Annotated in this window: 9 protein-coding genes; 1 reads left to right on the top strand and 8 read right to left on the bottom strand. The window is 63.9% G+C overall.

Annotated elements, in window-relative coordinates; all coding sequences use genetic code 11:
• Positions 1-5 precede the first annotated feature (5 nt).
• From LK434_RS09740 to LK434_RS09710, 7 genes are all read right to left on the bottom strand, one after another.
• Positions 6-1,100, bottom strand: a complete 1,095-nt coding sequence (locus LK434_RS09740) for a hydrogenase large subunit (protein WP_006720658.1) — start codon at positions 1,098-1,100, stop codon at positions 6-8.
• A 2-nt stretch (positions 1,101-1,102) separates the two neighbouring features.
• Positions 1,103-1,885 carry an NADH-quinone oxidoreductase subunit C gene (locus LK434_RS09735; RefSeq protein ID WP_006720657.1) on the bottom strand — a complete coding sequence of 261 codons (783 nt, stop codon included), beginning with the start codon at positions 1,883-1,885 and terminating at the stop codon, positions 1,103-1,105.
• Positions 1,886-2,572 carry an NADH-quinone oxidoreductase subunit B family protein gene (locus tag LK434_RS09730; RefSeq protein ID WP_006720656.1) on the bottom strand — a complete coding sequence of 229 codons (687 nt, stop codon included), beginning with the start codon at positions 2,570-2,572 and terminating at the stop codon, positions 1,886-1,888.
• Positions 2,573-2,584: 12 nt separating this feature from the next.
• Positions 2,585-5,467, bottom strand: coding sequence for a proton-conducting transporter transmembrane domain-containing protein (locus tag LK434_RS09725; RefSeq protein ID WP_006720655.1), 2,883 nt, complete (start codon positions 5,465-5,467; stop codon positions 2,585-2,587).
• A gap of 486 nt (positions 5,468-5,953) precedes the next feature.
• The gene (locus LK434_RS09720; RefSeq protein WP_006720653.1) at positions 5,954-7,138 is read right to left on the bottom strand and encodes an FprA family A-type flavoprotein; all 1,185 of its coding nucleotides are present in this window, start codon (positions 7,136-7,138) and stop codon (positions 5,954-5,956) included.
• Between the two features lie 398 nt (positions 7,139-7,536).
• Positions 7,537-7,932 (bottom strand): transposase, encoded by a 396-nt coding sequence (locus LK434_RS09715; RefSeq protein WP_006720651.1) that lies wholly within the window; start codon positions 7,930-7,932, stop codon positions 7,537-7,539.
• Positions 7,933-8,894: 962 nt separating this feature from the next.
• The gene (locus tag LK434_RS09710) at positions 8,895-11,654 is read right to left on the bottom strand and encodes a ribonucleoside-diphosphate reductase subunit alpha (protein WP_006720650.1); all 2,760 of its coding nucleotides are present in this window, start codon (positions 11,652-11,654) and stop codon (positions 8,895-8,897) included.
• A gap of 348 nt (positions 11,655-12,002) precedes the next feature.
• On the opposite strand from LK434_RS09710, the gene LK434_RS09705 reads away from it, so the two are divergent.
• A complete protein-coding gene (locus tag LK434_RS09705) occupies positions 12,003-13,061 on the top strand; it encodes a ribonucleotide-diphosphate reductase subunit beta (RefSeq protein ID WP_006720649.1) in 1,059 nt (352 codons plus the stop codon).
• A gap of 92 nt (positions 13,062-13,153) precedes the next feature.
• Here LK434_RS09705 and LK434_RS09700 read toward each other — a convergent pair whose 3' ends face one another.
• Positions 13,154-14,437 carry a sensor histidine kinase gene (locus LK434_RS09700; protein ID WP_006720648.1) on the bottom strand — a complete coding sequence of 428 codons (1,284 nt, stop codon included), beginning with the start codon at positions 14,435-14,437 and terminating at the stop codon, positions 13,154-13,156.
• Position 14,438: the final 1 nt, after the last annotated feature.

The following is a 14,438-nucleotide window of genomic DNA, read 5'->3' as shown; positions in this document are numbered from 1 at the left end:
ATGGCCTACCTTTCAGTGCAGGAGATGCACGGGTCGATGGTCAGGATGATCATGGGCACGTCGGCCACATCCACGCCCTGCATGGCGCGCACCATGCCGGCGAGGTTCTGCGACGTGGGCGTGCGCAGGCGGAAGCGGTCCAAGTACTTGGTGCCGTTGCCGCGCACATAGTAGAACGCCTCGCCGCGCGGCTGCTCGATGAGCACGTGCGCCTGGCCGTTCTCGGGCGGAAGCACCTTGGCCGCGGGCTTGCCGCCGATGCCGTCGTGCGGAATCTTGGCCACAAGCTCCTTGATGATGGCGATGGACTGGAAAACCTCCTGGCAGCGCACCTTGCAACGGGCGTAGCAATCGCCCTCCGTAGCGATGATGGGCTCGAAATGCTCGAGGTCGCCGTACGCGCCAAAGCCCGTGGTGCGCATATCGTGCTCAACGCCGGAACCCTTGGCAAAGGGGCCCACCATGGAAAGCTCGAGCGCGTCCTCAAAGCTGATGGCGCCCACGCCCTCCAAGCGGCTGCGCACGGAGGAGTCGTTCAGCATGGTGTCCACGATCTCGCGGTAATCGCGCTGGATGCCGTCGAGCTTGTCGCACACGCCGCACAGCATCGCGTCATCGATGTCGTGCGCCATACCGCCCACGATGCAGATGGACAGGATGATGCGCCCGCCGCAGGTCTCCTGGAAAATATCGAGCACCGTCTCGCGCAGGCGCCAGCAGTGGTTGAAGAGGCTCTCAAAGCCAAAGGCGTCGGCCAAAAGGCCCAGCCACAGCAGGTGGGAGTGCACGCGGGAGAGCTCCTCCAGGATGGCTCGCAGGTACTCCGCACGGCGCGGGACCTCGATGCCCAGGAGCTTCTCGGTGGCGCTGGCGTAGCCGTACCCGTGGCCGAAGCTGCAGATGCCGCACACGCGCTCCGCGATGTAGACGAACTGGTTGTAGTCGCGCTTTTCCACGAGCTTCTCGAGGCCGCGGTGCACAAAACCGATCTGCGGGATGGCCTCGATCACATGCTCGTCCTCGACCACCAGGTCAAGATGCACGGGCTCCGGCAGTACCGGGTGCTGAGGGCCAAAGGGAATGACGGAACGAGTCGCCATGCCTACTCACCGTCCTTTCCAGCAGCGGCGTCCTTGGCGGCCTTCGCCGCAAGCGCGGCGCGAACCTTCGCCGCTTTTTCCGGGTCCATCGCGGCGAGCTTGGCCTCCATTTTGGCGGCGCGCTCCTCCGCGGTCATGGCGGGTTTGGGAGCGGGGGCCGCTTTCGCCTGAGCAGATGCGCTCGCAGGGGCCCCAGCAGCCTTTGCAGCCCCAGCCGCAGATCCAGAATCCGTCGGTGCGGCATCGCCCGCGGGCGCCGCGGCGTTCACGGCAGCAACCGCGGCGGAATCGGCCTCGGCGCCGCTCGTGTGCAGGGCACGCTCGGCCTGCGCCGCCTCGGCCTCCTCGCGAGCCTTCTTCGCCGCCGCCTCGGCCTTCGCCGCGGCGAGCGCCTTCTTCTTGGCAAGCTTCTCACGCTCCGCCTTGATCTCGGGCGTGATGATGGTCATGGGCTCGCTGGTGGCCACGTTGAAGAAGTGCCCGCCAAAGTCCAGCTTCATGTTGATAAAGCGCACGCCGTACAGGTCGTGCGTCTCGTTCTCGTAGGAGAACGCCGCAAAATACAGCCCTTGGATCGACGGTACGCGGCTCTCAGCGTCGATACCGTACACGCACAGGTTGAGCGCATGCTCGCGCGTCTCGTCGTAAAACGTGTACAGCAGGTCGATGCCCTGCTCCGTGGTCTCGGCGCACATCTGGACAAAGCGCATGCCCTCGTGCTTGAGCGTCTGCACGCGCGTGAGCAGCTCCTCAAGGGGCACATCCACAAAGGACGTCGTGTACATTTACGCCTCCTTCTTCTCGGTGGATTCATGTGCGGGCGCAGCGGTCGGCGCGGTGGACGGAGCAGCGGTCTGCGTGGCAGCGATCGACGTGGCGGACGGAGCGACCCCCGGCGCGGCGACTGTCGGCGCAGCAACAGCGACATCCGCCGCGGCACCGCCCGCGCACGCGCCTTCCCGCCCGGTCTCCTCGGCACCGCACGACGCCGCACAGCCCTTACGCGGCAGCAGCCCCTTGCGCGGAGCTGTCGCCGGATCCTTGCCCGCCGCCATGAGCTTTGCCTTCTCGTCCAAAATCTCAACGGCCTTGAGTACCGCGTCGATGATCGTCTCGGGCCGCACGGCGCACCCCGGGGCGTACACGTCCACCGGAATCGCCTTGTCCACGCCGCCGATCACGTTGTAGCAATCGCGGAACACGCCGCCGGTGCACGCGCAGATGCCGCACGCCACCACGACCTTGGGCTCGAGCATCTGGTCGTAGATGTGGCGCACCACCTCGATGTTCTGCGCATTGACCGAGCCCGTCACCAAAAAGATGTCGGCGTGCTTGGGGTTTCCCGTGTTGATGATGCCAAAGCGCTCGATGTCGTAGAGCGGCATCATGGAGTCGAGAACCTCGATGTCGCAGCCGTTGCAGCTCGACCCGTCATAGTGGATGAGCCACGGCGATTTGGAAGAATATCCCATCTCACAACTCCCTTAGATAAACGGCGTGATGAGCACGTAGAACAGGTTGACGACACCCATCACGAGCGCCACCAGCCACGCGAGCTTGAGGCACAGCTGCCACTTGACGCGGGCGAAGTTGTTGTCGATCCACACCTCGAACAGCCACACGAGGGCGACCACCACCGCGGCGACCGCGAACGAGATGGGGTTGTCCCAAATAAAGAACATGCCCACCCACATGAGGAACAGCACGCTCTCGCACCAGTGCATCACGTCGACGATGGCGAGCGTGCGCCCGCTCATCTCGGTGGTGATGCCCTTGACGATCTCCTGGTGCGCATGGTGGCTATAGGAGAGGTCGAACGGCGACTTGCGCAGCTTGATGGTGAGGATGAACACCAGCCCGGCAAAAATCGGGACGAGCGCGCAGATGATGGGCGCGTCGAGCGTGGTGAGCGAGGCGATGTCGAAGCTCTGTGTCGCGGTGAAAAAGCCCACGGTCATGATGAGCAGCATAGGCTCGTAGCTCATGACCTGCAGGCACTCGCGGTCGGCGCCGGTGTCGGAGTACGGCGAGCGCGAGGAGTATGCGGCCACGATCACGAACAGCGTGCCCAGCGTTACCAGGAACACGCACATGAGCAGGTTGGAGCCGGAGATGAACAGGCCGCCCGCCAGGATCACGAAGATGAGGCCGCAGGTAACGTACGCCTCGTCCACCGCGTTGACCGTCGCCTGCTCCTTGATGAACAGCTTGCGCAGGTCATAGTAGGGCTGGAGCAAACGCGGGCCCACGCGGCCCTGCATGCGCGCGCTCACCTTGCGGTCGAGCCCGTCGAGCAGGCAGCCCAGCACCGGGGCGCACACGGCAAAGACCACCACGCCCAGCGCGATACCGCCCAAGCCGGGCCCCACCAGGCGCACGGTGCGCTCGATCAGGAAGCTGCCGCCCGCGAGCGCGCCCTCGTCAAAGATGAAGCACGCCGCAAACCCCATGAGAATCACCGCGGCGCACAAGATCAGGCCCAGGTTGGTGAGAGCGCCCTCGGGGAACACGTCGGCCATGTACCAGTTGCGCTTGGATGAGGTCATGGTGCGGCCCATCGAGCCGTGATACCGGCGGCTGTCCGGATCGGTGCAGGTTCCGCCCAGGTAGACCGCCATACGGCGCTTGTTGGTGGCGCGGCCCCACGGCGTGAGCAGCACGATGGAGATGAACACCACGATGACCGCCATGATGAGCATGTTGTCCAGGTCGATAAGGCGCGGCGCGGTGCCGTACGTCGCGGTGAGATACGGCGCGAGCACGCCCTGGGAAATCAGCGGCAGGCACACGCAGCAAATGAGCAGCAGCGCGGAGATGAACCCGATGGCCGTCCACTCGCTCTTGTGGACGCCCGCCTCCTGGTTCTCGGCCTTTTGGGACACGCCGGCGAGCTTACCGAGCCACTTGGCCCAGTAAAAGAACGTGGCGGCGGAGCCGAACGCGAGCATGATGAGGAAGAACACGTTGCCCGTCTCGGCAAACGACACGAGCGTGGCCCACTTGGACACGAGCATGCCGAACGGTGCCACGAACATGCCCATGATGCCGAGCATCATAAAGCGCGTGAGGTGCGGCAGGCGGCTGAATAGCCCATCCATGTCCTCGATGTTGCGGCTGCCGATGCGGTGCTCAACCGTGCCCACGCACAGGAACAGCGTGGACTTGGACACCGTGTGGAAGATCATGAGGAAGATGGCGGCCCACACGGCCTCGGCGGTGCCCACGCCGGCGCACGCGCTCATGAGGCCCAGGTTGGCGATGGTGGAGTACGCGAGCACGCGCTTGGCGTTGCTCTGCGTGATGGCCATAAAGCTGCAGAGCACGAACGTGATGCCGCCCACAAAGACCACCATGACGGAGGCCGCAGGGAAGACCAGATAGAGCGGCGCGAGCTTGACGAGCAGGAACACGCCGGCCTTGACCATGGTCGAGGAGTGCAGCAAGGCGCTCGTGGGTGTGGGCGCGACCATGGCGCCCAGCAGCCAGCGGTGGAACGGCATCTGCGCGGCCTTGGTAAGACCGGCGACCGAAAGGAGCATGAGCGGCAAGATGAGCAGCTCGGCCTGGGAGCCCTCACCCGCGGCGATGATCCCCGTAAGCGACAGGGGCAGGCCCGCCGCGTGGATCAGGATGAGCGCCGCAAGGAACGCCAGGCCGCCCACCATGTTGAGGTTGATCTGCGTAAAGGAGTTCTTGATGGCCTCGGGCGTGCGCGTGTAGCCAATCATGAGGAAGGAGCACACGGTGGTGATCTCCCAGCCCGTGAACAGCCATTCGAGGTTGTCCGAGAGGACGATCACGAACATCGCGGCGAGGAACGTGAACATCAGCGCGGCAAAAACGTGCCGGCGGTCGGGGGCGTCCGCAGGCTGATGATGCTGGAAGTCGTGCATGTAGCCCAAGGCGTACACGCAGATGGCGCTGCCCACCAAGCCAACGATCAGGACCATGATCAGGGACAGGGTGTCGATGTACACCGGCGCGGCGAGCATGTGGCTCGCCCCCGCGCCCAAGGTCATCTGCGCAAACAGGACCACGCCCACCGTCTGCACCAAGCCGAGCACCAAGGCGATGCGGTTCTTGTACCGAACAGCGCTCCACAAGATCACGGCACACAACACCACATCGATGCCCGTCATGACCCACGAGATCAGGTAGCTCAGCTCTTGCGGGAACTCGAACTGCGCGCCCGCGCACAGGACACCCGCCTCCACGCTGAACGTCTGCGCGGCGACGGCAACCGACAGCGCCGCCGTCAGCACCGCTCCGCCAACCGTGATGGGCCGACGCGCCCGCTCGCCCTTGCAAACGAGCAGCAACGCGGCCGTGATCAACGGCACCGCTATCAAACACCAAATCAGTCCCATAGGTCCCTCTCCTCCACCGGGCTGTCGCTCAAAACCAAGCGGCAGGTGCACTGCGGCATGCTATGTCAGATGTTTTAGTTTAGACCTTTCGCACGACAAGCGGAGCCAAAAATCGGTCGAGCGGCGGATGCTTTTGGCAACCAAGATGCCAATCACACTCGGTGCGCCCGGCGGAACTCGGTGCGCCCGGCGGAACCCGGTGCGCCCGGCGGAACTCGGTGCGCCCGGCGGAACTCGGTGCGCCCGGCGGAACTCGGTGCGTCCGGCGGAACTCGGTGCACTTCTCGACCATTTCTCGAAGGGAAAATGGTCGAGAAGTGCACCGAACTTCGGCATGTGCACCGGACTTCATTTTCTGCATTGAAGTTCGCCATGCGCGGAAGCTGGAATGCGTCCCCGGGGCTCAAATGCACACGCCCGGCCTCCGCTCGCATTGAACGAAGACCGGGCGCGGACGGGGTGGCTTTGGGCGCAAACAATGCGGCTTTAGGCGCGGGCGGCCTCGATCATCTTGCGCACCGTGTCCTGCAGCTCGGCGAGGTTCTCCTCGCTCGGAATCCACTGCTGCGCAACCACCGGCACGGGCAGCTGGAACTTGGCGTTCTCGAGCTCGGCGTACACCTGCTTGGGGCCAAGCGGCGCCCAACCATAGGAGCCAAATGCCAGGCCGATGCGCTGCTCGTTTTTGGGCGACAGGCCGCGCATGTACGTAAGGAAGCTCGCGATGGTAGGCAGCATGTTGGAGTTGAGGGTCGGAGAGCCCACCGCGACGTACTTGGCGTCGCACATGTACAGCATGATGTCCGAGATATGGGTGGTCTTAACGTCCACGAGCTGCGCGGAAACCCCCTCGGCAATAAACGCGTCGCAGATCTCGCGCGCCATGGACTCGGTGGAGTGCCACATGGAGTCGAACACGACGACGGCCTTCTCCTCGGTCTGATACGTGGTCCAGGCCTCGTACTTCTCCAAAATCTCATCGATGTGAGAGCGCCAGATGCAGCCGTGGCTCGGGGCGATCATCTTGAGGTCGAGCCCCTTGACGGCTTCGAGCGCCTTGTGAGCCTGCATGCCGTAGGGCCACACGATGTTGGCGTAGTACTTCTTGGCCTGCTTGAAGATCTCGCACAGGTCGTTCTCGTCGTCAAAGCGCTTGGTGGTGGCAAAATGCTGGCCAAACGCGTCGTTGGAGAACAGAATCTGGTCCACGTCGGAGTAGGTGACCATGTTGTCCGGCCAGTGAACCATGGGGGTGGTCACAAAGGTGAGCGTGCGCTCGCCAATGCACAAGGTGTCGCCGCTCTTGACGGGAGTCGCCTCGATGCCAAAGTGCGCACGGACCTCGTTCACGCCCGCACCCGCCGACGCGTAGATCGCGGCGTTGGGGGCGATGCGGTGGATCACGGGCAGGGAACCGGAGTGGTCCATCTCCACGTGGTTGGTAATGACCACGTCGATCTTGGCGGGATCGACCACCTGCGAGATGCGCTGCACGAGTTCGTCGGAGAACGTGGCTTTGCACGTATCGATGAGGGTGACCTTCTCATCCATGATGAGGTAGGCGTTATAGGTGATACCGCGCTCGGTGGTATAGCCGTGGAACAGGCGCTCGTTCCAGTCGATGCCGCCAACCCACCAAACCTTAGGGGAAATCTCAATCGCGTTCAGCATGCTTGATCCCTTTCTCCATGCTCAAGCTGATGACTCGAGACAGCATAATAGCACGCAAAAATGGCAGGCAACCCGTGCCGATTTATCCGCACACGGCATCTTGTCCGCACTGCTGTCCACGGGGCAGCGGCGCGGTACGGGGCGCATGGCAACGTCCGCTGGCACGCGGCAAATCCCGCTGCAACACCGCGACAACGCTGCGCACGGGTCGCGCCGACGCCACCGCATGGGCATATGTGGCAGAGTACTTGTCGGAGCCCCGCAGCGAAACCCCCGTCGCAATCCCGCAGCAGCGCCCTCGTCTTCCGCGTGCTCCCCGTCATCCATAGGAGACTTGCGATATGCCCAGAACGGCCGTGCGCAGCCCTTACCAGAGGGGCGGCCCCCAAAGCCCCTGGCTACTCCTCGCGCAGGTGCTTGGGCTTGACGCCGCGCGGCTTGTTGACCAGCGCCTCCGGACCGCGCTCGCGATATTGGCGGCACCAGGTCTTGATTGAGGACTCGCTGGGGATGCCGTGCTTGACCATGACCTCGCGCACGGTCATGCCGTTTTCGAGACGGTCTTTGACGGCGGAGAGCTTGAGCTCAAAGGGGTACACGCGATGGCGCGTCCCGGCGTTGAGAACCGCGGCGCGACCGCCCACCGCGTACGCGCGCGCCCACTGGCGAGCCGTGGCGTCGGGAATGCCGAGCTTTGAGGCAAGAGCGCGATGGCCCGCGCCCTCAGATAGCGCAGCCACCGCCTGACGGCGCACCTTGGCGGTATACACCCGCCCCGTTTTCTGTTCGGCCACAACATTCACCTCTTGACTCGCTCGTGCTCGCACCGCGAATATCCATCGTTTGACTTGAGCCAGTATAGCCGCTCCCCTATAAAATCCCACTAGGAAGACAGGTATATCGAAAAGCGCACAGGGACAGCACAGATGTGACTTTATGAACGATTGTTACTTGCGAGACGCCACCTCAGAAAGGGGACAGGCACCAATTTGAGATCGCTTCGTTTTTTGAGGTCGCTGCGTTGGGCTTTGGCGTGGCGCGGAGCCGCAACGTCGACCGCACCATGTTGGGCGCTCGTTACCTTAGGCACCCGCTGCCGATTCGTTCTGCTCTTCCCGAATGCTTGGTTTGCCGACGACCACAATCGCCCCGTGTGCATCGGCCGTCAGCACTACGTGGGCGCCCGCTACCGCTTCGTTCTGTAGCCCGCAGGGGCCGGAATGCAAAATGTGTGGGGTTTAGCCGGGGGTACTCGAGTACAGAGACTGTTTCCGGGGTCATTTCCGCAGGAAAAGGGCGGCGAGGGGGCGGGGCCACCCGGCCCGCCCGGATAAACCCCGCACATTTTAATTTCCAACACCCCGCCACGCGTTTCACGGGCCTCGGATTGGGAGCCTCGGATTAGAGACGGGTGCCAATCTGAGGTCCAAATCTGAGGTCAGGACCCCACCCCAGATCGGGGATGGGCGCCAATCTGAGGTCCAAATCTGAGGTCAGGAGCCCCACCTCAGATCGGGGACGAGCGCCAATTTGAGGTCAGAGGCCTACTTCAGGTCGGCGCCGGGCCCCTCAAGTTGGGGCCAGGCGCCAATCTGGGATTTCGGCGTGCCCGCGCCCGATGCCGTCGATCGGACCCTGGCCGCCAAGGGCTTTTTGCCCGAAGTCCTCCCATGTGAAAAGGACGACCCAAACGCACGACCTCAAATTAGCGCCTGCCCCCTTTCTGAGCGCCCGTCCCCTTTCTGAGGCGGCTCGCTTACGCCGAGCAGGATTCGCACTCCTCGACCTCGAGCGACTTGCTCCGCACGTAGTACACCGTCTTGACGCCCTGGCGCCACGCCCCGATATACAGGTCGAGCACTTGGCGCAAAGTGTAGTCGTTGGTGATGTAGAGGTTCATCGACTGCGCCTGGTCGATGTGGCGCTGCCGCATGCCGGCGGCGCGAATGCTCCAGTGCTGATTGATGTAGTGCGCGGGCTTGTAGTACCAATAGGTCTGCGGCGAGAGCTCCGGCGCGACGCGCGGCAACATGGCGCCCTTCTTCTCCTCAAGGAAGAACTTGCGCATGATGGGATCGATGCCCGGCGTGGTACCCGAGAGGATGGACGTCGAGCTGGTGGGTGCGACCGCCAGCAGGTAGGCGTTGCGCACGCCGTGCTCGGCGACGCGCGCGGCAAGCTCACCCCAACGCTTGGAACCGATGGCTCCCTCGCGAGTGACAACGGCAGACGCGGCCTCGGGCTCAGAGCCATCGCACGGCAAGGGGCAGTAGCCGCGCTTGGCAAAGTACGCGCCGGACTGCCACTCGCTCCCCTCGAACACCCCGTTGGCGCCGCGCTCCTCGGCCAGGCGCTCGCTCGCGCAAATCGCATGGTAGTTGATGCGCTCGAACACCTCGTCCACCAAACGCAGGTGCTCCTCGCTCTCCCAGCTCACCCCACGGCGGGCCAGCATGTGGTGATACCCCGAGACCCCCAAGCCAATGGAGCGGTACCGGTGGTTGGTGATGCGCGCATAGGGCAGCGCGTAGAAGTTGAGGTCGATCACGTTGTCGAGCGCGCGCACCGCGGTCTCGATCACCCGGCCCATGGCGGCGTCGTCCTCAACCGGCAGGCGACCGAGCGAGAGGCTCGCCAGGTTGCAAACGACAAAGTCGCCGGGGCGCGTGGTGGTGACCACCACGGTATCGCCGTCCTCGGTACGCACCTCGCGCGTGACCTCTTGGATGGCGCTCGTGTTCTGCGCGATCTCGGTACACAGGTTGGAGCAGTAGATGACGCCCTCGTGGCTGTTGGGATTCGCGCGGTTCACCGTGTCGCGCATGAACGCGAACGGCGTGCCGGTCTCGACGGCGCTTTTGAGAATCAGGCGCACCAGGTCCTTGATGAGGATGGTGCGCGTGGGAATGCGGGGGTCGGCCACGCAGTCGCGGTAGCGGCGCTCCCACTCCTCGCCGTAGCTGTCCTCCAGCGCGTAGCCCTTGATGGTGAGGATGTCGTGCGGGCACATGAGGTGCCACTGCTGGTCAAGGCTCTCCTCCGCCATGCGCCAGAACAGATCCGGGTAACACACGGCCGGAAAAACGTCGTGAGCCTTCATGCGGTCATCGCCGTTGTTGGTGCGCAGGTTGAGGAACTCCGGCAAGTCGCGGTGCCACGCATCGAGGTACACGGCGACCGCGCCCTGGCGCATGCCGAGCTGATCGACCGCCACGGCCGTGTCGTTGATGACGCGGATCCAGCGGATCACGCCGCCCGCAACGCCCTCAAACCCGCGGATGCTGCCTCCCGTTGCGCGCACTTTACCCAGGTACATACCCATGCCGCCGCCATATTTGCTCACCTGGGCAAAGTTGTCGATGCTGCGGTAGATTCCCACCAGCGAGTCGGGCACGGTGTCGATAAAGCAGCTGGAGAGCTGATGGTCGGGCTTGCGCGCGTTGCTCATGGTGGGCGTGGCCATGGTGACCTCGAGGCGGCTCAGCATGTCATAAAAACGCCTGACCCATGCAAGGCGCTGGGCAGGCGGCTCGTTCATGGCGAGGTGGAGGGCGATGCCCAAAAACATCTCCTGCGGGCTCTCGAGCGGCGTGTGGTCGTGGCCATGAATGACGTATCGGCGAATGAGCAGGTCGAGACCCGAATAGGTGAACAGCTCGTCGCGCGAGGGATCCATGTAGGTCGCGGCCTGGTCGAGCTCCGCGCCCGAATAGGCCGCCAAGATGTAGGCGCCGTACAGCCCTTGGTCGGTCAGGTGATGGATGAGCTGCGAGAACGTCTCAATGCCGAGCGCCGAGCGCGCTGCGGCAAGGTCGCGGGCGAACGCGAAGTCGCGCAACCGGGCCGCGATGAACTCCCATCGGGGAGCCTCTTGGCTGGTCAGCTCGATCGCCGCGCGGATGAGTGCCTCGAGCCGCGCGGGCTCGTCTTGCCCCTCCCCCGTGAACGTGCGGAACCGGGCGGACAGCACCGCCAGATCGTACGCCTCCTCGGGAAAATCGCGCTGGATGCGCGCCAAAACGTCATCAACTCCATCGACCGCCACGTCGCTGGCGAGCTCCAGGCGGGCGGCGCGCTTCTCCGCACGATGGTGACGATACAAGATGTAGTTCTTGGCGACCTCAAAGTGCCCGCGCTCCATGAGGGCGCGCTCCACCAGGTCCTGAATGTCCTCGACGCTCTGGATTGCCGAGGTCGACATGGAGCGCTCGACCATCGCGAGCAGGGCGAGGAGCTCGTCTTCCTGGTCGGCAGCGGGGCGCTCGGTGTGGGCCTCGGAGCGCTCGCGGGACAGCTGGCCGTCAGGGCCTGCCGGCGCATCGGGACGCTGGTCGTTCGCGGCGGCCTGCGTGCCCGAACGTTGCCAGCCGGCATCGCCGTACACGTCGGCGAATGCGCGGCGCATCGCCTCGATGATCTTGCCCGGCTCGTACGGCTCCGTCCTGCCGTCGCGCTTCCTGATAACGCCCGCAGCGGTGCGCTCCAAAACTGACGCGCCGCTCTCCACGTGCTCCATTGCATCTCCCCACATGTCACGCGGCGGAGCACTATATATAGATGCTCGCCGTCACAGTAATCAATATGTCGTGAGTGTAAGCATAGCCTAACTGTTTCCCGTTTTGTATCGTATACTAAAAGCCCAAAGCAAGCGCACGCCACCGGCCTGCGGAGGGCGCCCAGCGGCCCCTCGGTCGCGCGACGGCGCGCTGTCGGATTGTCGGGTCGTTGTCGGACGGAACGCTACCGGGTTGTCGGGTCGTTGTCAGACGACGCGCCATCGACTGACAGCACGCCGCCCGACCACGCGCCGTCGGGTTGACAGCCCTCCACCCTCGGCGCCCCGCCGATCAAGAAAGGACCAGCCATGACCATCGAAGAGAGCCAGCCGCTCGTCAAAAAACCCCTGTTCAACCCGGACGGCGACCTCGACGTGCGCGATCGCCGCATGATCGGCGGCAACACCACCAACCTCAACGACTTCAACAACATGAAGTACCCCTGGGTCTCGAGCTGGTACCGCCAGGCCATGAACAACTTTTGGATCCCCGAGGAGATCAACCTCACCCAAGATGTGAAGGATTACCCGCGCCTCACCGCCGCCGAACGGGCCGCCTATGACAAGATCCTGTCATTCCTCGTATTCCTGGACTCCCTGCAGTCGGCCAACCTCCCCAACATCGCCGAGTACATCACGGCAAACGAGGTCAATCTCTGCCTGTCCATCCAGGCGTTCCAGGAAAGCGTGCACTCGCAGAGCTACTCCTACATGCTCGACACCATCTGCGACCCGGCCAAGCGCAACGAGATCCTCTATCAGTGGAAAACCGACGAGCCCCTGTTGGCGCGCAACACGTTCATCGGCAACCTCTACAACGAGTTCCAGGAGCGCCGCGACGCCCGCACGTTCCTACGCGTCCTCATGGCGAACTTCATTTTGGAGGGCGTGTACTTTTACTCCGGCTTCATGTTCTTCTACAACCTGGCGCGCATGGGCAAGATGCCCGGCAGTGCACAGGAGATCCGCTACATCAACCGCGACGAGAACACGCACCTCTGGCTGTTCCGCAACATCATCCTAGAGCTGCAAAAGGAGGAGCCGCAGCTGTTCACCAGCGAAAACGTCGAGATGCTCCGGCAGATGCTCGAGGAGGGCGTGCGCCAGGAGATCGCCTGGGGCCGCTACGTGCTGGGGGACGCCATCCCCGGCCTGACGGGGGACATGGTTGAGGGCTACATCAAGTACCTGGGCAACCTGCGCTGGAGCTCGCTGGGATTTGGCCAGCTCTACGAGGGCTATCGCAGCGAGCCCGAGGACATGGCGTGGGTGAGCCAGTACTCGAACGCCAACATGGTGAAGACGGACTTCTTCGAGGCGAAGAGCACCGCGTACGCCAAGAGCACGGCCCTGGTCGACGACCTGTAGGCACGCCGCCACCTCAGGGGGGCAGGCGATGATTTAAGGTCGGGTCGCGCGGCGCGCCACCTCAAATTGGTGCCCGTCCCCTTTCTGAGGTGCTACAGCGGCAAGACGATGGTGAACACCGTGTGCTCGGGCGTGGACTCGCAGCTAATGGAGCCGCCATGCGCCCCCACGATCTCCTTGGCAATGGCCAGGCCCAGCCCCGCACCGCCGCGGTTGGTCGCGCGCGCGGCGTCCAGGCGGTAGAACTTCTCAAAGATCATGCCGAGCTTGGGAGCGGGAATCGGGTCGCCCTGATTCTCAAACCGCACCGTCACGCTGCCACCCTCCTGCTCGGCAAAAATGCGAATGGTCGAGCCCTCGTAACTGTACGCGATGGCGTTCTTCATCACGTTGTTGAACACGCGCGCCATCTTGTCGCCATCGATGAGCACGATCAGGCTGGGCGGGGCCTGGACCTCGACGTGCTTGCCCTGCTCGGTGAGGGTGGGATAGAACTCGTCGGCAACCTGCGCCAGCAGGAGCGACAGGTCGACGTAGCCGCGCGTGAGCACGATGTCGTGGAAGTCGAAGCGGGTGATGTCGAAGAACTCCTCGATGAGCGCATCCAGGCGATGCGCCTTGTCCAGGGCGATGCCGGTAAAACGGGAGCGCTGCTCGGCGGGAAGGTCGGGCGCCTCCTCCAGCAACGACAGGTAGCCCACCACGCTGGCGAGCGGGGTCTTGAGGTCGTGGGCGAGGTAGGTGACGAGGTCGTCCTTGCGGCGGGCCTCGTCGCGCAGGGCGTCGGCCACCTGGCGCTCGCGGCTGCGCACGCGGTTGATGGCGCCCTCCACCTCGAGGAACGTCCCGTCGAGGTTCGCAACGTTCTCGGGATGGTCGATCAGGCGCTCGACCATGTGGGCGGCGATGGCGCGATCCGCCAGCGCCTGGCCGCGGTCGTACCCCATGTAATACATGGCGCGGCCGGCAAAGAACACGCCGCACACCGCCAGGGCGAACAGGAAACCGCAGAACATGAACAGGTAGTCGATGTCCAGGTACAGCGCGCCCACGTTCATGATGAACAGGCGGCCGAGGAGCAGGACGAAGAACCAGGACAGGCCGCCCAGCGTAACGACGCGGCGCGCCATGATAAAGCGGTCGATGAGCATGTAGCCCACCACGACCACGATGAGGAACACGGGCAGGCTCTCGTTTGCCACCACCGCAAAGGACACGAGCACGAGCGACACGATGGAGAGCAGGCGGCTGTCGAGCACACCGCGCAGCCTTGCGAGCAGCTCGTCCATGGAGTCGTTCGAGGTGGTGAAGACGCGGTCCTCATCGAGGGAGAACGGCGTCGATGCACCGAGGCCCCGCTCGTGATCGAGAGGCATG

The sequence above is a fragment of the Collinsella stercoris DSM 13279 genome, assembly GCF_020735465.1.
GTDB lineage: Bacteria > Actinomycetota > Coriobacteriia > Coriobacteriales > Coriobacteriaceae > Collinsella > Collinsella stercoris.
Note: the sequence above shows the minus strand (reverse complement) of the source record. Positions and strands in the feature narration are given on the sequence as shown.

Bases quoted from the DNA above. Each gene is read 5' to 3' on its own strand.
- LK434_RS09730 (WP_006720656.1), bottom strand. From the start codon at position 2,572: ATGGGATATTCTTCCAAATCGCCGTGGCTCATCCACTATGACGGGTCG.
- LK434_RS09740 (WP_006720658.1), bottom strand. From the start codon at position 1,100: ATGGCGACTCGTTCCGTCATTCCCTTTGGCCCTCAGCACCCGGTACTG.
- LK434_RS09725 (WP_006720655.1), bottom strand. From the start codon at position 5,467: ATGGGACTGATTTGGTGTTTGATAGCGGTGCCGTTGATCACGGCCGCG.
- LK434_RS09705 (WP_006720649.1), top strand. From the start codon at position 12,003: ATGACCATCGAAGAGAGCCAGCCGCTCGTCAAAAAACCCCTGTTCAAC.
- LK434_RS09735 (WP_006720657.1), bottom strand. From the start codon at position 1,885: ATGTACACGACGTCCTTTGTGGATGTGCCCCTTGAGGAGCTGCTCACG.
- LK434_RS09720 (WP_006720653.1), bottom strand. From the start codon at position 7,138: ATGCTGAACGCGATTGAGATTTCCCCTAAGGTTTGGTGGGTTGGCGGC.
- LK434_RS09710 (WP_006720650.1), bottom strand. From the start codon at position 11,654: ATGGAGCACGTGGAGAGCGGCGCGTCAGTTTTGGAGCGCACCGCTGCG.
- LK434_RS09700 (WP_006720648.1), bottom strand. From the start codon at position 14,437: ATGCCTCTCGATCACGAGCGGGGCCTCGGTGCATCGACGCCGTTCTCC.